The sequence below is a fragment of the Agromyces sp. NPDC055520 genome, from assembly GCF_053619715.1.
Genome location: NZ_JBSHJY010000025.1, coordinates 1 through 20,519, shown reverse-complemented (window position 1 = coordinate 20,519; position 20,519 = coordinate 1). Strand labels below are relative to the sequence as shown.

At 70.7% G+C, this 20,519-nt stretch carries 24 protein-coding genes; 15 read left to right on the top strand and 9 right to left on the bottom strand.

What is annotated here, in order from left to right; genetic code table 11:
• Window positions 1–37: 37 nt before the first annotated feature.
• On the top strand, window positions 38–328 hold the full coding sequence (locus ACWGST_RS11270; protein WP_452046756.1) for a DUF2277 domain-containing protein: 291 nt from the start codon (window positions 38–40) through the stop codon (window positions 326–328).
• Window positions 329–394: 66 nt separating this feature from the next.
• Complete coding sequence (ligD, locus tag ACWGST_RS11265; protein ID WP_452046755.1) at window positions 395–1,414, top strand: non-homologous end-joining DNA ligase; 1,020 nt, start codon at window positions 395–397, stop codon at window positions 1,412–1,414.
• Between the two features lie 2 nt (window positions 1,415–1,416).
• On the opposite strand, the gene ACWGST_RS11260 is transcribed toward ligD, so the two are convergent.
• Window positions 1,417–2,232 (bottom strand): isocitrate lyase/PEP mutase family protein, encoded by an 816-nt coding sequence (locus ACWGST_RS11260; RefSeq protein WP_452046754.1) that lies wholly within the window; start codon window positions 2,230–2,232, stop codon window positions 1,417–1,419.
• Window positions 2,226–3,044, bottom strand: coding sequence for a hypothetical protein (locus ACWGST_RS11255; RefSeq protein ID WP_452046753.1), 819 nt, complete (start codon window positions 3,042–3,044; stop codon window positions 2,226–2,228). The genes ACWGST_RS11260 and ACWGST_RS11255 overlap by 7 nt, the downstream gene beginning before the upstream one ends.
• Before the next feature lie 64 nt (window positions 3,045–3,108).
• On the opposite strand from ACWGST_RS11255, the gene ACWGST_RS11250 reads away from it, so the two are divergent.
• A complete protein-coding gene (locus tag ACWGST_RS11250) occupies window positions 3,109–3,843 on the top strand; it encodes an ArsR/SmtB family transcription factor (RefSeq protein WP_452046752.1) in 735 nt (244 codons plus the stop codon).
• Between the two features lie 46 nt (window positions 3,844–3,889).
• On the opposite strand, the gene ACWGST_RS11245 is transcribed toward ACWGST_RS11250, so the two are convergent.
• Entirely contained in the window at window positions 3,890–4,618 is a 729-nt protein-coding gene (locus tag ACWGST_RS11245; RefSeq protein WP_452046781.1) for a GTP pyrophosphokinase, read from the bottom strand.
• 160 nt (window positions 4,619–4,778) lie between these two features.
• Here ACWGST_RS11245 and ACWGST_RS11240 point away from each other — a divergent pair, with 160 nt between their 5' ends.
• A complete protein-coding gene (locus tag ACWGST_RS11240) occupies window positions 4,779–5,630 on the top strand; it encodes an MBL fold metallo-hydrolase (protein ID WP_452046751.1) in 852 nt (283 codons plus the stop codon).
• A 24-nt stretch (window positions 5,631–5,654) separates the two neighbouring features.
• On the opposite strand, the gene pdxR is transcribed toward ACWGST_RS11240, so the two are convergent.
• The gene (gene pdxR, locus ACWGST_RS11235; RefSeq protein ID WP_452046750.1) at window positions 5,655–7,088 is read right to left on the bottom strand and encodes a MocR-like pyridoxine biosynthesis transcription factor PdxR; all 1,434 of its coding nucleotides are present in this window, start codon (window positions 7,086–7,088) and stop codon (window positions 5,655–5,657) included.
• Between the two features lie 46 nt (window positions 7,089–7,134).
• Here pdxR and ACWGST_RS11230 point away from each other — a divergent pair, with 46 nt between their 5' ends.
• Together ACWGST_RS11230 and ACWGST_RS11225 are read left to right on the top strand one after the other, a co-directional pair.
• Window positions 7,135–7,626, top strand: a complete 492-nt coding sequence (locus ACWGST_RS11230; RefSeq protein WP_452046749.1) for a carboxymuconolactone decarboxylase family protein — start codon at window positions 7,135–7,137, stop codon at window positions 7,624–7,626.
• A gap of 30 nt (window positions 7,627–7,656) precedes the next feature.
• The gene (locus tag ACWGST_RS11225; RefSeq protein ID WP_452046748.1) at window positions 7,657–8,121 is read left to right on the top strand and encodes a VOC family protein; all 465 of its coding nucleotides are present in this window, start codon (window positions 7,657–7,659) and stop codon (window positions 8,119–8,121) included.
• A 13-nt stretch (window positions 8,122–8,134) separates the two neighbouring features.
• Here the strand turns inward: ACWGST_RS11225 and ACWGST_RS11220 are convergent, their stop codons facing one another.
• Window positions 8,135–8,551 (bottom strand): YchJ family protein, encoded by a 417-nt coding sequence (locus ACWGST_RS11220; RefSeq protein WP_452046747.1) that lies wholly within the window; start codon window positions 8,549–8,551, stop codon window positions 8,135–8,137.
• A 145-nt stretch (window positions 8,552–8,696) separates the two neighbouring features.
• Here ACWGST_RS11220 and ACWGST_RS11215 point away from each other — a divergent pair, with 145 nt between their 5' ends.
• A complete protein-coding gene (locus ACWGST_RS11215) occupies window positions 8,697–9,554 on the top strand; it encodes an aggregation-promoting factor C-terminal-like domain-containing protein (protein WP_452046746.1) in 858 nt (285 codons plus the stop codon).
• 31 nt (window positions 9,555–9,585) lie between these two features.
• Here the strand turns inward: ACWGST_RS11215 and ACWGST_RS11210 are convergent, their stop codons facing one another.
• Both ACWGST_RS11210 and ACWGST_RS11205 read right to left on the bottom strand, forming a co-directional pair.
• The gene (locus tag ACWGST_RS11210; RefSeq protein WP_452046745.1) at window positions 9,586–9,879 is read right to left on the bottom strand and encodes a GNAT family N-acetyltransferase; all 294 of its coding nucleotides are present in this window, start codon (window positions 9,877–9,879) and stop codon (window positions 9,586–9,588) included.
• A 25-nt stretch (window positions 9,880–9,904) separates the two neighbouring features.
• Complete coding sequence (locus ACWGST_RS11205) at window positions 9,905–10,276, bottom strand: RNA-binding S4 domain-containing protein (protein ID WP_452046744.1); 372 nt, start codon at window positions 10,274–10,276, stop codon at window positions 9,905–9,907.
• A 57-nt stretch (window positions 10,277–10,333) separates the two neighbouring features.
• Between ACWGST_RS11205 and ACWGST_RS11200 the strand changes: the two genes are divergently transcribed.
• The gene (locus ACWGST_RS11200) at window positions 10,334–10,783 is read left to right on the top strand and encodes an NUDIX domain-containing protein (protein ID WP_452046743.1); all 450 of its coding nucleotides are present in this window, start codon (window positions 10,334–10,336) and stop codon (window positions 10,781–10,783) included.
• 4 nt (window positions 10,784–10,787) lie between these two features.
• On the opposite strand, the gene ACWGST_RS11195 is transcribed toward ACWGST_RS11200, so the two are convergent.
• Window positions 10,788–11,624, bottom strand: coding sequence for a DUF1295 domain-containing protein (locus tag ACWGST_RS11195; RefSeq protein WP_452046742.1), 837 nt, complete (start codon window positions 11,622–11,624; stop codon window positions 10,788–10,790).
• Window positions 11,625–11,656: 32 nt separating this feature from the next.
• Here ACWGST_RS11195 and ACWGST_RS11190 point away from each other — a divergent pair, with 32 nt between their 5' ends.
• The 4 genes from ACWGST_RS11190 (at window position 11,657) to ACWGST_RS11175 (ending at window position 14,160) form a co-directional block, all read left to right on the top strand.
• The gene (locus ACWGST_RS11190) at window positions 11,657–12,280 is read left to right on the top strand and encodes a CDP-alcohol phosphatidyltransferase family protein (protein WP_452046741.1); all 624 of its coding nucleotides are present in this window, start codon (window positions 11,657–11,659) and stop codon (window positions 12,278–12,280) included.
• Window positions 12,281–12,323: 43 nt separating this feature from the next.
• Window positions 12,324–12,803, top strand: coding sequence for an FHA domain-containing protein (locus ACWGST_RS11185; RefSeq protein ID WP_452046780.1), 480 nt, complete (start codon window positions 12,324–12,326; stop codon window positions 12,801–12,803).
• Complete coding sequence (gene ftsR, locus ACWGST_RS11180; RefSeq protein WP_452046779.1) at window positions 12,800–13,495, top strand: transcriptional regulator FtsR; 696 nt, start codon at window positions 12,800–12,802, stop codon at window positions 13,493–13,495. The genes ACWGST_RS11185 and ftsR overlap by 4 nt, the downstream gene beginning before the upstream one ends.
• A 110-nt stretch (window positions 13,496–13,605) precedes the next feature.
• Window positions 13,606–14,160, top strand: coding sequence for a MerR family transcriptional regulator (locus tag ACWGST_RS11175; protein ID WP_452046740.1), 555 nt, complete (start codon window positions 13,606–13,608; stop codon window positions 14,158–14,160).
• 43 nt (window positions 14,161–14,203) lie between these two features.
• On the opposite strand, the gene ACWGST_RS11170 is transcribed toward ACWGST_RS11175, so the two are convergent.
• Window positions 14,204–15,022: a ParA family protein gene (locus ACWGST_RS11170; protein ID WP_452046739.1), complete on the bottom strand. Its 819-nt coding sequence runs from the start codon at window positions 15,020–15,022 to the stop codon at window positions 14,204–14,206.
• Between the two features lie 89 nt (window positions 15,023–15,111).
• Here ACWGST_RS11170 and ACWGST_RS11165 point away from each other — a divergent pair, with 89 nt between their 5' ends.
• The 3 genes from ACWGST_RS11165 to def are packed head-to-tail and all read left to right on the top strand — an operon-like array spanning window position 15,112 to window position 20,449.
• The gene (locus ACWGST_RS11165) at window positions 15,112–18,516 is read left to right on the top strand and encodes a pyruvate carboxylase (protein WP_452046738.1); all 3,405 of its coding nucleotides are present in this window, start codon (window positions 15,112–15,114) and stop codon (window positions 18,514–18,516) included.
• Between the two features lie 37 nt (window positions 18,517–18,553).
• Complete coding sequence (locus ACWGST_RS11160; RefSeq protein ID WP_452046737.1) at window positions 18,554–19,945, top strand: MinD/ParA family ATP-binding protein; 1,392 nt, start codon at window positions 18,554–18,556, stop codon at window positions 19,943–19,945.
• 12 nt (window positions 19,946–19,957) lie between these two features.
• A complete protein-coding gene (def, locus tag ACWGST_RS11155) occupies window positions 19,958–20,449 on the top strand; it encodes a peptide deformylase (RefSeq protein WP_452046736.1) in 492 nt (163 codons plus the stop codon).
• Window positions 20,450–20,519 lie beyond the last annotated feature (70 nt).

Here is a 20,519-nt window from a genome sequence, read left to right as displayed (position 1 = left end):
CCGAGACATCCTCGACACTGCGCGTTACGCTGGTCGCATGTGCCGGAACATCCACACCCTTCACAATTTCGAGCCGGAGACCACCGACGACGAGGTGCACGCGGCCGCGCTGCAGTTCGTGCGCAAGGTGAGCGGCTCGACGAAGCCGTCGCAGGCCAACGCCGAGGCGTTCGACCGGGCCGTGGCCGAGATCGCGCACGTGACCCGTCACCTGCTCGACGACCTCGTCACGACCGCGCCGCCGAAGAACCGCGAAGAGGAGGCCGCCAAGGCCAGAGCGCGGGCGGCGCGCCGCTACGCGACGCAGGGCGCCGCACAGGTCGCCTGACGACGTTCAGGGCGCGCGCCGCGAGGCGCCGGGCGGCGCGACGGCGAGGGGAGTAGCGTCGCCTCCATGGCCGATGCCGTCATTCTCTCCGTCCCCGGTCCGCACGGCGATCGCGACGTGCGGATCTCGAGTCCGTCACGCGTGATCTGGCCCGAGGCCGGCATCACGAAGCTCGAGCTCGCCGAGTACTTCATCGCCGTGGGCGCGCCGTTCGTCGAGGCGAACGGCGACCGGCCGGTGTCGCTGCAGCGATTCCCGGGCGGCGTCGACGGCGAGCAGTTCTTCTCGAAGAACCCGCCGAAGGGCGCGCCCGAGTGGGTGCGGTCGGTGCCGGTCACCTACCCGAGCGGGCGCATGCATCCGCAGCTCGTCATCGACGAGCCGGCCGGGGCGGTCTGGGCGGCGCAGATGAACACGATCGTCTTCCACCCGTGGGCGTCGCGGGCCGAGAACCCCGACAATCCCGACCAGTTGCGCATCGACCTCGACCCGCAACCCGGCACGGGCTTCGCCGAGGCGGTGCCGGTCGCGCTGGAGCTGCGGAAGCTGCTCGGCGAGGTCGGGCTCACCGCGTTCGTGAAGAGCTCGGGCAGTCGCGGCATCCACGTCTTCGCGCCCATCGAGGCCGAGCACGAGTTCCTCGACGTGCGGCACGCCGTCATCGCGCTCGGCCGTGAACTCGAACGGCGCCTGCCCGACGACGTGACCACCAACTGGTGGAAGGAGGAGCGCGGCGACCGCATCTTCATCGACTACAACCAGGCGAACCGCGACCGCACGATGGCGGGCGCGTACTGCCCGCGACCACTGCCGCAGGCCTCGGTGTCGTGCCCGCTCGAGTGGGACGAACTCGATTCGACCGATCCCGGCGCCCACACGGTGCGCACCGTGCCCGAGCGCCTGCAGCGCGTCGGCGACCCGTGGCACGGCATGCACGACGAGCCCGGGCGCATCGACGTGCTGCTCGAGTGGTGGCAGCGCGATCTCGACGACGGGCTCGGCGAGCTGCCGTTCCCGCCCGACTTCCCGAAGATGCCGGGCGAGCCGATGCGCGTGCAGCCGAGCCGGGCGAAGCAGCAGCCATAGCCTCAGAGCGTCGCGAGGGGCAGCCCGGCGACCTCGGCGTACGAGGGCGCCGCAAGCGGCGCGCCCGGCGAGTTCGCCGTCGCGTCGTCGGCGCCCAGCGCCTCGACGGCGGCCGTGACGGATCCGAGCGCGGTGCGGAAGAGCAGCGACCCCGTGCTCACCCGGGCGACACCGAGCTCGGCCAGTCGCGAGAGCGGCAGCTCGGCCTGCACGAGCACGTTGAGCGGTGCCTCGATCGCCCGGAAGAGAGCGGCGATGGTCGCGGGGTCGAGCGCGCCGGGCACGAAGATTCCGGATGCCCCGGCCGCAAGATACCGTCGGCCACGGGCCACCACGTCGTCGAAGCGGCCGGCGGCATCGCCCTCGTTCGCCACCCAGTACCCGTCGGTGCGGGCGTTCACGTAGAGCCCGGGCGCCGCCGCCGCGATCGCGGCGACCTTCGCCGCGGCGAGTTCGGGGTCGACCAGCTCGCCGTGCTCGGTCGAGTCCTCGATGTTCACGCCGACGCAGCCGACCGCGGCGAGTTCTGCGACGTACCGGCCCACCTCGCCGGGGTCGTCTGAGAAGCCGGCCTCGAGGTCGACGCTGAGCGCGATGCCGTGTGCCGCGGCTGCTCTCGCGAGCGCGAAGGTCTCGGCGGCGATCTCGCCGACGCCGTCGCGCTTTCCGGCGGTGACGGCGACACCGAGGCTCGTCGAGCCGATCGCACGGTGCCCTGCGGCGGCGAGCCACCGCGCGGAGGCCGGATCCCACGCGTTCGGCAGCAGTATCGGCGAACCGGGGCGGTGGAGGGTGTGGAACTCAGCGGGGGTCAGCATGACGGGAGGTCTCGTTCGCTCGGCGCGTCGCCGCGCGCGGACTCGACGATCGCAGCGGCGATCGCCAGGGCGTGGTGCTGTGCAGGGCAGGCACGGCGGCCGGCGCCGAACGCGAGGATGCGCGGCGGTTGCTCGGCCGTCGACTCGCGGTCGGGACCGTCGAGGCGCAGCGTGACGATCGACTCGCCGGCGTCGCGCGGTACGGGGACCAGCCGCCGCGTGGCGGGCACGGGGGAGTCGTCGCGGAGCACTGCCTCCAGCAGTTCGCGGGTCGACACCGCTGCCCCGAGCGACCGGGCGAGGGTGAGCGCCCGCTCGACGAGCGTCGTGGTGGCCGCGTGCGACTGCACGAGGAGCTGCACGCGCAGCACCCGTTCGTCGTAATCTGCGGGGCCGGATGTCTCGAGCAGCGCGCTCACGGCGGCATCCGCAGCTTCGGGGTCCGCGGCAACTCCGGTGGAGTACGCGGCCGCGACGATCGCCACGAGGGGCGGGAGCGCGTCGGGACGGTCGAAACCGAGCGCCTGCGCGAGCACGGTGACCGGGATGCGGCCGATCGGTGTGCCCGCGAGGGCGTCGGCGCGGGCGGTCGTCGCGAGGGCGGCCGAGTCGAGGTCGCCGAGCAGCGCGTCGAGACGCGCTCGCCGGGCATCGTGCTCGGCGCCGTTCACGAAACGCGAGACACCGGCGCGGAACCGCGCGAGCGGCGACACCGACGCCGATTCGCGCGATGCGATACCGGCCTCGGGAACCCGCGACGCAGGGTCGAGGAAGATGCGTTCGACCTCTGCTCGTTCGATCACCTCGATCATGGTTCGACGCTATCCCCGCGTCGCTTCGATGGCCGCCGAAGTGTCGCCGACGTATCGTGGAGGCATGAACGGAGACGCCGATCTCGCCGAACCCGCCCGTCTCATGGGCGAGCCGGCCCGCGCCGTGATGCTCGTGGCCCTGCTCGACGGCCGGTCGTTGCCGGCGAGCGAGCTCGCGTCGCTGGCGGGGGTGACCGCGTCGACCGCGAGCGCGCACCTCGCGCAGCTGCTCGCGGGCGGGCTCGTGACCGATCGCCGGCTCGGCAGGCACCGGTACTTCACGCTGGCGAGCGCCGAGGTCGCCGGCGCCGTCGAGGCCCTCCAGCTGATCGCGCCGCGGCGTGCGGTCTCGTCGTACACGCAGTCGGTGACCGCCGAGCGGCTCGCGCTCGCACGCTCGTGCTACGACCACTTCGCGGGCAGGCTGGCACTCGAGCTCGCCGATGCCCTCGTGCGCGAGGGCGCGATCGCACCGCTCATCGCCGGGGAGCCCGGACGGGTGCTCGACCCGGGCACGCCGCTCGCGAGACGGCTCGGTGTCGCCGCGGGAGTCGGCGCCGGTGGCGCCGGTGGCGCCGGGGCCGTCGGTGACGTCGGTGCCGAGGGCCGCTCGCGGCGGCCCGCCGTGCGCGGCTGCCTCGACTGGACCGAGCGCCGCCCGCATCTCGCAGGCCGTCTCGGCGCACACGTGCTCGAACGGCTGATCTCCGAGGCATGGGTCGAGCGCCGACGAGGTGATCGCTCGCTGCGCGTCACCGACGAGGGCGCCCGGGAGTTCGCCGCGCTCGGCCAGGGCTGAATCGATCCGTCGGTCGTCGGCCGTCGCCGCTGCCGATCGAGGGCGCTCAGACGGAGTTGCCCGGCCGCCCCGCCACCGGGTGCACGTCGGCGCCGATCGGCGGCCGCGGCGCCCCGCGCACCTCGCGGTGCAGTCGCTCCATGCGCGTGTCGAGCTCGGCGGCGGTGTGTGCGGCATCGGTCAGCCCGTCGAGCAGCTCTTGCGGCACCTGGCGGTCGTACTTGTAGTAGATCTTGTGCTCGAGGCTCGCCCAGAAGTCCATCGCGATCGTGCGGATCTGCACCTCGACGGCGACCGGGTGCGCGCCGGTCGAGAGGAACACGGGCACCTCGACGATGACGTGCAGGCTCTGGTAGCCGTTCGGCTTGGGCTCGGCGATGTAGTCCTTGACCTGCAGCACCTTGATATCGCGCTGCGCGGTCAACAGCTCGAAGATGCGGTAGGCGTCCGAGACGAAGCTGCACGTCACGCGCACGCCCGCGATGTCGGTGATCGTGTCGCGGATCGTCTCGAACGTCGGGTCGACGCCCTTGCGCTGCATCTTCTCGATGACGCTGTCGAGGCTCTTGAGGCGGCTCGAGATGTGCTCGATCGGGTTGTAGTCGTGCGTCTGGCTGAACTCCTCGCGCAGAATCGAGAGCTTGGTGATCACCTCGTCCATGCCGAACTTGTAGCGCAGCATGAAGCGCTCGGTCTCGTCACGCAGGGCCCGCATCTCGTCGAGCGTCTGGCCGTCGATGGTCTCGAGCGTGCGCTGCGCGCGAGCCGTGAGCATGGGCGGTGTGCCGTGGCGGGTGGGCGGGGTACCGTCGAGCGGGGTCACGGATGCCACGCTACGACGTGATCCTCTGGATTGCCTTTGATCTGTGCACGATCTGCGCCGCGTTTGCCGCTGGCGCACCGCCCCGCCCTCGGCGCGCCGCTACGCTCGGGGCATGGAAGCGTGGCTCACGGTCGCCCCCGGCGTGCACCAGCGCCGGTACGATCCGTTCGACATCTCGATCGTCGTGATCGAGGGTGCCGACGGGCTGCTGCTCGTCGACACGCGCGCGGCGCCGATGGAGGCGGAGGAGCTCGCCGTCGACCTCGCGGCGAGGTTCGACCGACCGGTGCGCTGGGTCGTGAACACCCACGCGCATTTCGATCACACCTTCGGCAATCAGGTCTTCGGGCCGGGCACGGCGACGGATGCCTCGATCTACGGTCACTCGAACACCGCGGCGCACTTCGCCGAGTTCGAGGGGCCGCGTCTCGAGGCGTGGCGCGCCGATCCGAGCCGCGAGCCCGACCGGCGATGGGCCGACGTGGTGCTGACGCCTCCGACGCATCCGCTCGCCGAACCCCACGTGCTGAACCTCGGCGACCGCCTGGTGGAGCTCCGGCCGCAGCCGCCCGCGCACACCGACACCGATCTCGTGCTCTTCGTGCCCGACGAGCGCGTCTGGATCCTCGGCGACCTGATCGAGGAGTCGGGGCCGGTGATGTACGGGTCGGGCAGCTATCCGCTCGGATGGCCGGGAGCGCTCGTCGACCTCGCCGCCGCCATGCGGCCGACCGATCGGGTGGTGCCCGGCCACGGCCGGGTGGTCGATCGCGCATTCGTCGAACGGCAGGCGGCCGAGCTCGGGCTGATCGCCGACCGGTTCCGCGCAGCCCACGCTGCGGGCCTCATGCCGGCCGAGGCGCTCGTCGCGCACGACGACTGGTCCGTCCCCGTCGAGGCGTTGCGCGGTGCCGTCGATCGGGCCTATCGTGCGCTCGACGCGCTGGGCGAGGCACGGGCCTGATCTGCCGGTCGGCGCTCATTCGCGTCAGCGGCGATCGGTCGCGGTCGACGTTGCAAGCCCCGTACGGATCGCGGCGATCGCACGGTCGACGGCCGTGTCGAACCGGTGCGGCGCCGGGGCTCCGTAGCCGACGACCATCGCCGGCGACCGCAGCGACGGGGCGTCGCCGAGCCGGAACGAACGGAGCCCGTCGAGGCGGACGCCGAGCCGCAGTGCGGCGGCCGTGATGCTCCGCTCGTCGGCGTCGGCCGGCAGCTCGATGAGGCAGTGCAGGCCGGCCCGCATGCCGTTCATCCGGCAGCTGCGGAGCTCGTCGGCGACGCGCACCTCGAGGACTTCGCGACGGGCACGATACTCGGCGCGACGACGCCGCACGGTGCGGTCGTATTCGTGCGCCGTCATGAAGGCGTCGAGCGTCGACTGGTTCAACACGTCGGCGATGCCGTTCGCGGCGACGAGCTGCGCGGCGAACTCCGTGGTCAGGCGCTCGGGCACCACCGCCCACCCGAGACCGACGGCCGGAGCGAGGCTCTTCGAGGCCGTGCCGAGGTAGACGACCAGGTCGGGGGCGAGCGATTGCAGCGCGCCGATCGCCCGCCGGTCGTAGCGGAATTCGCCGTCGTAGTCGTCTTCGACGATGAACGCCCCCGTGTGCTCCGCCCACGCGACGACCTCGAGCCGTCGCGACGGGGAGAGCGCGACGCCGGTCGGGAACTGGTGGGCCGGCGTCAGGAGCACGGCGTCGACGGCGAGGCCGCTCAGGTCGCCGACGACGGCGCCGTCGTCGTCGACCGGGAGCGCGACCGGCTCGAGGCCCGCGGCGTGCAGGATGCCGCGATGCGCCTCGTGACCGTACTCCTCCACGGCGATGCGTCGTGCCCCCCTCGCCACGAGCGTGCGCGCGACCGTCGCCAGGGCCGCGCCGAAGCCGCGGGTGACGGCGATGCGCACACCGTCCGTCCAGACGCCGCGGGTGCGGGCGAGGTACTCGGCGAGTGTGGCGCGCAGCCCGGGGGACCCCTCCGGCGGGCCGTACCCCAGCGAGGACGCCGGAAGGCCCAGCACCGAGCGCCGTGCCGCGACCGCCCATTCGCGACGTGGGAACGACGAGGCATCCGGAATGCCGCCGCGCAGGTCGAGACCCGACCACGGCAGCGTCGACGAGTCGGCGGTGGAGGTCCGCGCCTCGGCCGCGCGCCGCTCGGCGACCCAGGTGCCCGCGCCGACCCTCGCCTCGAGCCATCCCTCGGCGACGAGACCGCCGTAGACCTCTGCGACCACGTTGCGGGCGATGCCGAGGTCGGCGGCCAGGGTGCGGCTCGCGGGCAACCGCGTGCCGGCCTCGAGTCGCCCTTCGCGAACCGCCGCGCGGAGCGACTCCTCGAGCGACGCCGCCTTTCGGCGCAGGTCGAGATCGAGATGCAGATCGAGACCGGGAATGGCCCAGGATTCGCCCATGGAATTGGACTGTAGCAGTGGGCCGATCGGCTCGTAGCGTTGAACCATGACCATCACCGATGCACTCGTCGCCGTCCCTGTCCGCCTCGATTTCGATGCGATCGTTCCGCGCTTCTCCCGTGCGGTCGCCTCGCTCGACCACGCCGCCACCGCCGAACTCGACCGGGTCGACTTCGACCCGCAGTTGCGCGAGATGGTGCGGCTCCGCGCCTCGCAGATCAATGGATGCGTCTACTGCGTCGACATGCACTCGAAGGGCGCACGCACCGCCGGCGTCGCAGACCAGAAGCTGCACGCCGTCGCGGTATGGCGCGACTCGGGGCTGTTCACCGCGGCGGAGCGGGCGGCTCTGCACCTCACCGAGTCGATCACCCGGCTCTCGGAGACCCACGTGCCGGAAGCGGATCTCGTCGCCGCGACCGCCGTCTTCGGCGAGGAGCGCACGGCCGCGCTCGTCTCGCTCATCATCGTCATCAACGTGTGGGACGCCATCGGCGTGACGACGCGGTGCTGGCCCGTCGCCCGCGACGCGGCCTGATCACGAAGGATTCGATGGGAGGATGCAGTCATGACGGATGCCGCGCACCCACCGGTCCTGCAACTCCGAGTCGTGATCGAGGCGGAGGACTACGAACGGGCGGTGGCGTTCTACCGGGACGCCCTCGGCATGCCCGAACTCATGGCGTACGCCGAGGGCGGCGACGACCGGGTGACGATCCTCGAGGCAGGCCGGGCCACGCTCGAGATCGCGAATCCGACCCACAAGCGGGTGATCGACGAACTCGAGGCAGCGGGGCGGCCGAGCCAGCGCATCCGCCTCGCCTTCGAGGTGACCGACGGCGCCGGCACGACCCGTCGCCTCGCCGACGCCGGGGCGGAGATCGTCGCCGAGCCGATCGAGACGCCGTGGCGGTCGCTCAACTCGAGACTCGATGCGCCGGCAGGCCTGCAGATCACGGTCTTCGAAGAGCTCGAGGGGTCAGAGGAACGCGCCCTGCGCGACGGGTTCGGCACGGAGGCCGAGCGCGACTGAGCGTCGGGCCGGCTCAGAACTCGCCGTCGAGGTAGAACCAGCGCCCTCCCTCGCGCCGGAACCGGCTCCGCTCGTGCAGCACGCCGCGTTCGCCATCGGCACGGAAGGTGGCGCGGAACTCGACCGCGCCGTCGCGGTCGAACGGCCCGCCGCGTTCGGTCGCGACGATCTCCAGCGCAAGCCACGTCGTGTCGGCGTCGAGATCGAGGTCGCGGTCGCTCGGCCGCGTCTCGCGGTGCCAGGTCGCTCGCAGGTACTCGGCGTCGCCGACGGCGAAGGCGGTATAGCGCGACCGCATGAGCCGCACCGCGGTCGGGGCCTGCGAATCGCCTGAGAGCAGCGGCCCGCAGCACGCTCCATAGACCTCGCCGCTGCCGCACGGGCACCGTTCTTCTGCGGCGGGACGTGGCGGAGCGGGCGTGACGGGCATCCTTCCAGTATCGCGGCACCGGGGGCGCCCTTTCATGGTCTGCACAGGAAGAAGTGAGGAACCCTTCAGAAACTCGGGGCAGAGTGTCTGACTTGTGCCCTCGCTCGGGGGCGTCCCCCAACCTGATCCGAGCACCCCTGAACCTATGCGCAACGACATCACCACGCCCGAAACCACGCTCGACACCGACACCGCCTCCGCAGCATCTCTCGATGGGCAGCACCCGCGCCGCAGCATCCGTCGCCGCCGTATCGGCCGCAAGCGGCTGATCGCCGCCGGCGCCGTCATGGCCGCCGGCCTCATCGTCGGCACCGGCTTCACCGTGCAGTCGGCCATCACCACGCAAGCGAGCATCGACGAGACCACCGCGCTCACTGCGACCATGGGCGTGCAGCACGAACAACTCGGCGCCTACAGTGCGATCGCCGAGGCGCGCACGCGCAACAGCGCGAAGGACACGCTGACCGTCGCGAGCGCCACGCTCGCCGCCGTCGACGGCAAGGTCGACTCGAGCGGTCTCGCGGCGTCCGTCGCCGCGCTCGGCGACTACGAGCGACTGCCGATCGACTCGATCGTCGACCTCACCAAGCAGACCAGGGCCGAGACGGCGAAGGCCGTGGCCGCCGCCGCCGAATTCGATCGCGTGCAGGCCGAACGGGCCGCTGCAGCGGCCGCCGCGCTCGCACAGGCGAACACGCCCGAGGGTGCGAAAGCCACCGCGCGATCGCTCGCCGCGTCGAAGTACGGGTGGAACGAGTCGCAGTTCCAGTGCCTGAGTCAGCTCTGGCAGAAGGAATCGGGATGGTCGTACACGGCGTACAACGCCTCGAGCGGCGCCACCGGCATTCCGCAGTCGCTGCCGGGCAGCAAGATGGCCTCGGCCGGCGCCGACTGGCAGACGAACGCCGCGACCCAGATCAGCTGGGGCCTCGACTACATCGCCCGCGGGTACGGCACCCCGTGCAACGCGTGGTCGCACTCGCAGTCGATGAACTGGTACTGAGCCGCCCGGCACGAGCTCGGCCGGTGCCCGGTCAGGCCGAGCGGGGATCGAGCAGGCCGGCCCGATCGGGATGCCGGTCGAACCACTCGCCCACGTACCAGCAACTCGGCAGGATGCGTCGCGCCCCGTTCGTCTCGACGTCGTCGGCCGCGAACTCGACGAGTTCGCCGGCCAGGCCGCTGCCACGGTACGGCGGATTCGTGAACGTCCGGGTGAACGCCACGGTGTCGCCGAGCTCGCGGTAGTCGAGCACGCTCGCGATGTCGCCGTCGACCCGCAGCACGTACCGGCGGGCGTCGGGTTCGTGACTGAGTTCCTTGTGCACGTCGATCAGGCTACGCCGGAACCGCTCAACGACCGCGGAGGCGCTCGAGATCGCGCCGCTCGCGCTTCGTCGGCCGACCCGCGCCGCGGTCCCGCATCGCGACGACGGCGACGGTCTCGCGCGGCGGCGGGGGAGGCGTGCGGTCGTCGACGGCGGTCGCGGCGATCGCCGCCGAGACCCGCTTGACGAGCGTCTGGCGCACGACGAGCATGCGATCGAAGCCGTCGATCCGCACGCGCACCTCGTCACCCGGCCGCACCGGCTGGGCCGCCTTGGCCCGCTCGCCGTTGACGCGCACGTGCCCGGCACGGCATGCCGAGGTCGCAGCGGAGCGCGTCTTGAACTGTCGCACCGCCCAGAGCCAGGCGTCGACGCGCACGGGGGACTCGCCGTTCATGCCACCAGCCTACGGCCGGCCCCCGCGCTCCGACCGTTCGTGCGTCATGCTGGACTCATGAGCGGAGCGAGCGGCGACGAGTGGGTCGTGGGCCCCGACGGTTCGAAGCACTGGGGCAGGTACGGGGCGGCGGGCCTGCTCGTCGTGAACCCCGACGCCGAGGTGCTCTTGCAGCATCGCGCGCTCTGGAGCCACTTCGGCGGCACCTGGGGCATGCCCGGCGGTGCGCGGCACGAGCACGAGAGCGCCGTCGAGGCGGCCGTCCGCGAGGCGGGCGAAGAGGCCGGTGTGCCGCCCCACCTCGTCGTAGTGCGGTTCAGCACCGTGCTCGACCTCGGCTACTGGTCGTACACGACGGTCGTCGCGGATGCCACCGAGCGTTTCGAACCGGTGGTCAGCGACCCCGAGAGCATCGAGCTGCGCTGGATCGGGGTCGATCGGGTCGCGGAGCTGCCGCTGCATCCTCGATTCGCCGAGGCGTGGTCAGGACTCGCCGCCCGTCTGTGACGCTTCAGCGCCAGGCGGTGCGCTCGTCGACCCGAGGCGCGGATCGCCGCGGAGGCCATGGCACGATCGGCGAGGTGCGGGCGCGATATTCGTCGTAGTCGGGGTATCTCGAGCGTGAGATCGACTCGGTGAAGATCGTCGAGCCGATGAACAGCGTCGTGAGCAGCACGGCGCCTGCGACCGACCAGTGCAGCCAGACGCCGGTCGCTGCGACCGCGAACCCGTAGAAGACCCACCACTGGGCCTGCTCGAAGAAGAAGTTGGGGTGGCGCGAGAATCGGAACAGCCCGCTCTGCAGGAACCCGGGTTGCGGGGTGCGACCGGCTGCGAGCTCGGCGGCCTTCCATCGATGGAACACCCACTGCTGCTGGTCGGCCACCGTTTCCCCGGCGAGGAGGGCGAGGAACACGACGCACAGCACCACGTCGGCCGCACCGATCGGAGAGCCGCCGCCGGCGAACACCGTGGCGGCCGGGAGGCAGAACAGCAGGATCACGATGTTCTGGTAGATCGAGATGAAGAACAGGTTGAACACGGCGAACCCGGCACGCGACATCCGCCCGCGCAGCACCGCCCAGCGGTAGTCCTCACCGCCGGGCCGGTATCCGCCCTTGCGCGCGAAATTGAAGGTCAGGCGGATGCCCCATGCCGAGACGAGCACCGCCATGAGCACGAGTCGCCCGTCGAACCCCGACCAGACGGCGAACACCCACACGTAGACGATCGGCGCGATCGACCAGATGCGATCGACCCACGAGTACTCGCGAGTGGCGATCGAGGCGACCCATGTCGCGAGCGTGATCGCTGCGCAGATGACGAGACACACGATGAGCGGACCCATGGCGGCATTCTACGGATCGATAGGATCGACGCGTGGCTGGGGAGCGCGCGGGGGATGTCGGTTCGGAGATCTGGACGATCCCGAACATCCTCAGCATGCTCCGATTGGCCCTCGTGCCGGTGTTCCTGATCTTCATCGTGCGCGGCGACTACCTGGTGTCGCTCGTCGTGCTCATCGTGGCGAGCCTGACCGACCTGCTCGACGGCTACCTCGCGCGTCGGCTCGGTCAGGTGACCCGCCTCGGGCAGCTTCTCGACCCGGCGGCCGATCGGCTGTACATCTTCGCCGCCCTCGTCGGCCTCGCCGCGCAAGGCCTCGTGCCGTGGTGGATCGTCGTCGTCATCGTCGCCCGCGACGTGTTCCTGCTGGCCCTCGGCATCGTGCTCGCCAACTACGGGTTCGGGCCCTTGCCCGTGCACCAACTCGGCAAGGTCGCGACATTCGCGCTGTTCTTCGGGTTGCCGGTGATCATGCTCGGACTCGCGTTCCCGGCCGTCGCTGCCGTCAGTCAACCGGTCGGGTGGGCGATCACCCTCTGGGGGGCGTTCCTCTACTGGTGGGCGGGTGTCATCTACGCGATCGAGACCGCTCGCGTCATCCGTATTCCGCGGGTGGCAGACGAGCCTCGATCGGATACGCTGGAACAGGGAGGTTAGTGTGGCGGATTCCGACAGCACTCAGACCGGCGGTACCGACGAGATCGGTGGTGAACCGTCGACGACAACGTCGACGCACGCCACCGTCAGCGGTGCCACCGACACGACCATCGGCTTCAGCCGTGAGGCGGCCGCGCAGTTGAGCGCGCTCGACGCCGACGTCACGGCCGAAGAGCACGAGGCGATCGCCGCGTTGCCCTCCGGCTCGGCGCTGCTCATCGTGCGTCGCGGCCCCAACAGCGGCGCCCGGTTCCTGCTCGACACCGACGTCACGGTCGTCGGCCGGCACCCAGATGCCGACATCTTCCTCGACGACGTCACCGTCTCGCGCAAGCACGCGGAGTTCGTGCGGCATCGCTCGGCGTTCGAGGTGCGCGACCTCAGCTCGCTGAACGGAACCTACTTCGACGGCGTGCGCATCGAGACCGCGCTCTTGAGCGACGGTGCAGAGGTGCAGATCGGCAAGTTCCGGCTGACCTTCTACGCCTCGCGACGCGACCTGGCCCCGGTGGCGAGCGAATAGTGGCGGTTTCCGCTGCGTCCACGCGCGCGAGCGGCCAGGCGCCACTTCTGGGCATCGGTCAGGTGCTCGCACGGCTTCAGCCCGAATTTCCCGAGCTGACACCGTCGAAGCTGCGCTTCCTCGAAGAGCAACGTCTCGTCTCGCCGGCGCGCACCGCGGCCGGGTATCGCAAGTTCTCGACGGCCGACGTCGAGCGCATCACGGTCGTGCTCTCGATGCAGCGCGACCACTACCTGCCGCTGAAGGTGATCCGCACGCACCTCGAGGCGATCGACGCGGGCGAGACGCCGGCGTTGCCCGGCGCGACGAGCGCCGCGGCCTTCCTCGCCGGCGCGCGCAGGTTCCGCCGCGACGAGCTCATCGCACAGTCGGGTGCCACCGCCGCTCTGCTCGGCGACGCGGTCTCCGCGTCGCTGCTGCCCGCGGCCGAGTACTACGGCGACGAGGCGCTCGGCGTGCTCCGCTCGCTCGTGGCGCTGCGCGAGGTCGGCATCGAACCGCGCCACCTCCGGGGCCTGCGTGCGGCGGCCGAGCGCGAGGCGGCACTCGTCGAGCGCGCGATCGCGCCGTCACGACGAGCGGATGCCGCCGACAAGGCGCGTGCCGTCGAACGCGGGCTCGAACTCGCCCGGCATCTCGATGCCGTGCATTCGAGCGTCGTACGGGCGTCGCTCGGCCGACTCGCGAGATGAAGTCGCGACACGCCGTGACGTTCGGCCGGATGTGTTCGACAGACCCCGGCACCCTCGGTAGCGTGGAACTCGCGTCGGTGGATGCTGGCGGAGAGTGAGGGGCGAATCGGATGAGTGAGCTCGACCGGACCCCGCGCTCGCGGTACGACCTCGGGTTGCTCTTCACCGACGGCATGCCCGAGCACGACGATGTCACCGGGTATCGCGGCGCGATCGCGGCTCGGGCCGCGGGCATCAGCTACCGTCAGCTCGACTACTGGGCGCGAACGCAGCTCGTCGAACCCACGGTTCGCAGCGCGCAGGGCTCTGGCTCCCAGCGCCTCTACGGGTTCCGCGACATCCTCGTGCTGAAGCTCGTGAAGCGCCTTCTCGACACCGGCATCTCCCTGCAGCAGATCCGCACCGCGGTCACCCAGCTCCGCGAGGCCGGCATCGACCACCTCGCCGAGACGACGCTCATGAGCGACGGTGCGAGCGTCTACCTGTGCACGTCGGACGACGAGGTCATCGACCTCGTCAACCGCGGCCAGGGCGTGTTCGGCATCGCCGTCGGCAAGGTGCTGCGCGAGGTCGAGACGACACTCGTCGAGATCGGCACCGAGCCGGCCGACCCGATGGATGAACTCGCTGCACGTCGCGGCGTGCGCTCGCGCAAGATCTCCTGAGACTGCTGCGCCCCTGCTGAGTGCGGCGAGGCGCGGGCGAGCCCTAGGCGTCGAGGGGCAGACCGGCGAACTCGCCGATGCGAGCCGTGCGCAGCACCCGTTCGAGCAGCTGATCGAAGTTCGCCGACATCTCTTCGGCGCTCTCGCCCGGCCACATGTGCAGCGGCTTCGCGGCGCCCTGCGCCTGCTGCAGCGAGGTGCGCTCGGGCAATTGGGGCGAGAGCACGAGCGGGCCGAACATGTCACGCAGCTCTTTGATGCGGAACTGGTGCTCGAGCGACTGCACGCGGGCGCGGTTCACGATGATGCCGAGCGGCTGGAGCCGGGGTGAGAGGCCGCGACGGATCTCTTCGATGGCGCGGAGGGCTCGGTCGGCGGCGGCCACGGAGAAGAGCCCCGGCTCGGTGACGACGGCGACGCGGTCGCTCGCCGCCCACGCGGTGCGGGTGAGCGCGTTCAGCGACGGTGCGCAGTCGATGAGCACGAGTTCGTAGTCGGCCTCGACGTTGGCGAGTGCCTCTTCGAGCTTCCAGATGTCGCGGATCGACGGGTGCGGCCCGTCGAAGTTGATCGCCGAGGGGCTGCCGATCATGACGTCGATCGTCGACTGCGGGTTCGAGCGGGCCCATCCGCTCGGCGCGATCGCCGAGCGCACGATCTTCTCCTTGGGCGAGGCGAGCACGTCGGCGACGTTGAGATGACCGGCCATCTGGATGTCCATGCCGGTCGAGACGTCGGACTGCGGATCGAGGTCGACCACGAGGGTGCGGACGCCGCGCGCGAACGCTGCGGACGCCAGCCCGAGGGTGACGGTGGTCTTCCCGACACCGCCCTTCAGAGAACTGACGCTGAGTACGTGCACGAACAGATACGTTACCTTTACTACTCGGGCGATACCTAAACGTTCGCTGTGCGACTGTTCACTTTGCGCTGTCCGTCGGAAAGGTCTGCATGTTCACGAAGATCCTGGTTGCCAATCGCGGCGAGATCGCCATCCGGGCGTTCCGAGCCGCCGTCGAGCTCGGTGCGAAGACCGTCGCGGTGTATCCGTTCGAGGACCGCAACTCGCTGCACCGGCTGAAGGCCGACGAGGCATACCAGATCGGCGAGCCGGGGCATCCGGTGCGCGCCTATCTCGACGTCGCCGAGATCATCCGCGTCGCGCAGCTGTCGGGCGCCGACGCGATCTACCCGGGGTACGGATTCCTCTCCGAGAACCCCGAGCTCGCGCAGGCCGCAGAGGCGGCGGGCATCACCTTCATCGGCCCGCCCAAGCGCGTGCTCGAGATGGCGGGCAACAAGGTCACGGCGAAAGAGCACGCGATCGCCGCGGGGGTGCCGGTGCTGAAGTCGACGCCGCCGTCGCGCGACATCGAAGAGCTCGTGGCCCAGGCCGACGAGGTCGGCTTCCCGATCTTCGCCAAGGCGGTCGCGGGCGGCGGGGGGCGCGGCATGCGTCGCGTGGCCGTGAAGGAAGACCTTCGCGCAGCCCTCGAAGAGGCGATGCGCGAGGCCGACAGCGCCTTCGGCGACCCGACCATGTTCCTCGAGCAGGCGGTGCTGCGGCCCCGACACATCGAGGTCCAGGTGCTCGCCGACGCCTCGGGCGAGACCGTGCACCTCTTCGAGCGCGACTGCTCGGTGCAGCGCCGCCACCAGAAGGTCATCGAGATCGCTCCGGCCCCGAACCTCTCCGACGAGGTGCGCCGGTCGCTCTACCGCGACGCGATCGCATTCGCGAAGTCGATCGGCTACGTCAACGCCGGCACCGTCGAGTTCCTGCTCGACACCGCGGGCGAGCGGGCGGGTCAGCACGTGTTCATCGAGATGAACCCGCGAATCCAGGTCGAGCACACGGTCACCGAAGAGGTCACCGACGTCGACCTCGTGGTCTCTCAGATCCGCATCGCGGCGGGGGAGTCGCTCGCCGAGCTCGGCCTCGAGCAGGAGTCGATCCGGCTGCGCGGCGCGGCGCTGCAGTGCCGCATCACGACCGAAGACCCCACGGCCGGCTTCCGGCCCGACACCGGCAAGATCACGACCTACCGCTCACCGGGCGGGGCCGGCATCCGCCTCGACGGCGGCACGATCAACCCCGGCGCCCAGATCAGCCCGCACTTCGACTCGATGCTCGCCAAGCTCACGTGCCGTGGCCGCGACTACCCGGCGGCCGTCGCCCGCGCCAAGCGCGCCCTCGCCGAGTTCCGCATCCGCGGCGTCTCGACGAACATCTCGTTCCTGCAGGCCGTGCTCGAAGACCCCGCGTTCGTCGCCGGCGACCTCAGCACCTCGTTCATCGACGAGCGCCCGCAGCTGGTGCGCGGCCGCGTCTCGAAAGACCGCGGCACCAAGATCCTGAACTGGCTCGCGGATGTCACGGTGAATCAGCCGAACGGACCGGCACCGACGACCGTCAGCCCCGTCGAGAAGCTGCCTGCGATCGACCTCTCGGCACCGGCACCCGCCGGGTCGCGCCAGCGACTGCTCGAGCTCGGCCCGACCGGGTTCGCACAGGCGCTCCGCGCCCAGACGCCGCTCGCGGTCACCGAGACCACGTTCCGCGACGCCCACCAGTCGCTGCTCGCGACCCGGGTGCGCACGCGCGACCTCGTGGCCGTGGCGCCGTACGTGGCGCGCATGACCCCCGAGCTGCTCTCGGTCGAGGCGTGGGGCGGGGCGACCTACGACGTCGCGCTGCGCTTCCTCGGCGAAGACCCGTGGCAGCGGCTCGGCTCGCTTCGCGAGGCGCTGCCGAACATCAACATCCAGATGCTCCTGCGCGGTCGCAACACGGTCGGCTACACGCCGTATCCGACCGAGGTCACCGACGCGTTCGTGCGCGAGGCCGCGTCGACCGGCGTCGACATCTTCCGCATCTTCGACGCGCTCAACGACGTCTCGCAGATGCGACCCGCGATCGATTCGGTGCTCTCGACCGGTCACGCGGTGGCCGAGGTTGCGCTGTGTTACACGGGCGACCTGCTCGATCCGGCCGAAGATCTGTACACCCTCGACTACTACCTCGAGCTCGCCGAGCAGATCGTCGGCGCTGGGGCGCACGTGCTCGCCATCAAGGACATGGCGGGCCTCCTGCGCCCGACGGCAGCTGAGAAGCTCGTGGGCGCCCTGCGCGAGCGCTTCGACGTGCCCGTGCACCTGCACACCCACGACACCGCCGGCGGCCAGCTGGCGACGCTCCTGGCCGCGAGCCGGGCCGGTGTCGACGCCGTCGACGTCGCGAGCGCGCCCATGGCCGGCACCACGAGCCAGCCCTCGGCATCGTCGCTCGTCGCCGCCCTAGCGCACACCGAGCGCGACACGGGCATCTCGCTCGACGCGGTCTCCGATCTCGAGCCGTACTGGGAGGCCGTGCGACGCCTCTACCGCCCGTTCGAGTCGGGTCTGCCGGGCCCCACCGGCCGCGTGTACCACCACGAGATCCCGGGCGGTCAGCTCTCGAACCTGCGTCAGCAGGCGATCGCGCTCGGCCTCGCCGACGACTTCGAACTCATCGAGGACATGTACGCCGCCGCCGACCGCATCCTCGGCCGGGTGCCGAAGGTCACGCCCTCGTCGAAGGTCGTGGGCGATCTCGCCCTGCACCTCGCCGCGGTCAAGGCCGACCCCGCCGACTTCGAGGCGAACCCCGAGAAGTACGACGTGCCCGACTCGGTGATCGGCTTCATGGCCGGCGAGCTGGGCGATCTGCCCGGCGGCTGGCCCGAGCCGTTCCGCACGAAGGTGCTCGCGGGCCGCGACATCCGCATCGACGTGACCGAGCTCACGGCAGACCAGCGCGCCGCCCTCGAGGCCGACAGCACCTCTCGGCGTGCGATGCTGAACGCGCTGCTCTTCCCGGCGCCGACGCGCCAGTACGAGCAGATCCGCGAGCTGTTCGGCGACCTGTCGGTGGTCGACACGGCCGACTACCTCTACGGGCTCCGTCAGGGCGCCGAGCACGTCGTCGAGATCGCGACCGGCGTGCGGCTCTACGCCGGGCTCGAGGCGATCGGCGAGGCCGACGACAAGGGAATGCGCACGGTCATGACGATCCTGAACGGGCAGTTGCGCCCGGTCTTCGTTCGCGACCGGTCGATCGTCGTCGAGACCCGCACGGCAGAGAAGGCGGATGCCTCGCAGCCCGGGCAGATCGCCGCGCCGTTCTCGGGCGTGGTGACGCTGCAGGTCGAAGCCGGTGCCGAGATCGCCGCGGGCCAGAGCGTCGCCTCGATCGAGGCGATGAAGATGGAGGCCGCGATCACCTCGCCGATCGCCGGTGTGGTCGAGCGCGTCGCGATCCCCAAGACGCAGCAGGTCGAGGCGGGTGATCTGCTCGTCGTCGTGCGGCCGCGCTAGGCTGAGAACCGGTTGGCACTGATGAGGAGGGGTATCGGTGACTGAAGACGATTTCAACGACGACACTGCGTCGCGTCGAGGGTCGAGTGCGGGAACATCCGCACTCGCCCGGGCTCGCAGGTCGACGGTGTCCGGCGCGCACTCGGCAGACGACGCGGCAGCGAACCCGAGCGTTCGGGTCGACCTGCCACCGGCACCGGTGCACGAGATGCCCGACGACGAGGTGGCGGTGGCCATCGATGACGTCGCGGTCAACCCCGGCAGCCTCGTCGGCGGCGGCGCCAGCACCACGTCGGTCGAGGTCATCACGCCGGCCCTGGCCGGTGCCGGCTACCGCGGAGCGTCGCGGCGCGAACCGTCGCCGTACAGCGCGCTGCTCGCCTCCGACGCGACGAAGACCCGGCGTGAGCGCGTGAGCACCGACACCGGCAGTCACGTCGCGATCGTCGACGTGCCGGGTGAGCCCGCGCTGCCGGCCGAGGTGCCGGAGTCGGCCGATTCGCTCACGGCCGATCGACTCATCGACCTGAACCGCACCACGCGGCCCGCGCCGCAGGGCGGCTTCAACCGGCTCGTCTACGAGGCCTCCCTGCACCTCGTGAACCTCGGCGATTCGGCGAAGGTGCAGGCCTACAAGGCCCTGAGCCATCGTATCCAGCGACGGTTCGAGGGCGGCGCGCGGTTCGTGCCCGTTCTCACGCGCAAGGGCGGCGTCGGCAAGACGACGATCACGGCGCTCCTCGGCATGGCCCTCGCCGACGCCCGCGACGACCGCGTCATCGCGATCGACGCGAACCCCGACCGCGGCACGCTCGCCGAGCGGGTCGACCGTCAGACCCGCGAGACCGTGCGCGACGTCGTCGCGAAGGCCTCGTCGATCGGCGGATACACCGACTTCTCACGATTCGTCTCGCGCGACGAGACGCGGCTCGACATCCTCGCGTCCGACACCGACCCGACGCTCTCCGAGGCGTTCGACGACAACGACTACAACGTCGTCGCGGGCCTCGCGGCGCGGTACTACTCGATCGTGCTCACCGATTGCGGCACCGGCATCGTGCACTCCGTCATGCGGGCGACCCTGCAGCGCGCCGACTCGGTCGTGATCGTGTCGGGGGGCAGCGTCGACGAGGCGCGGCTCGCCTCCGAGACGCTCACGTGGCTCGAGGCCAACGGCTACGGCGAACTCGTGCGCAATGCCGTCGTCGCGATCAATCTCGCCACGCAGGGCACGCACCTCGTGAAGGTCGACGAGATCGAGGCCCACTTCCAATCTCGGGTGCGCGAGATCGTGCGCATCCCATACGATCCCCAACTCGCCGCCGGTTCCGTCGTGAACTGGCACGAGCTGCGACCCGTCACCCGGCACGCGGCCCGTGAGCTCGCGGCGCTCGTGGTCGAAGGCATGCCCGCCGAGCGCGAGCACTGAAACGGAGAACCCTTGCCGGAACGCCCCATTCGCCTGTTCGGCGACCCTGTCTTGAAGACCGTCTCCGCCCCCGTCGAACAGGTCGACGATCGCGTGCGCGCACTCGTCGTCGACCTCCTCGACAGCGTCAGGCTGCCGGGCCGCGCGGGAGTCGCGGCATCCCAGATCGGGGTCAATCTGCGCGCCTTCAGCTACAACGTCGACGGCGAAGTCGGGTACATCCTGAACCCCGTGATCGTCGAGGTCATGGGCGAGAAGGAGCTCATGGACGAGGGGTGCCTCTCGGTGCCGGGTCTGTGGCACAAGACCCCGCGGCATCCGTTCGCCCGGGTGCGAGGCATCGACCTCGACGGCAACGAGATCGAGCTCTCGGGCACGGGGCTCATGGCCCAGGCCCTGCAGCATGAGACCGACCACCTCGACGGGCTGCTCTACCTCGACCGCCTCGAGAAAGACGAACGGCGGCTGGCCATGAAGGCCGTGCGCGAGTCCGACTGGTTCTGAGCCGCGTCTCGGCGCCGAGCCGGGCCCGATCGCACGACATAGGCCCACGGCCCCGCGGAATCCGTGATTC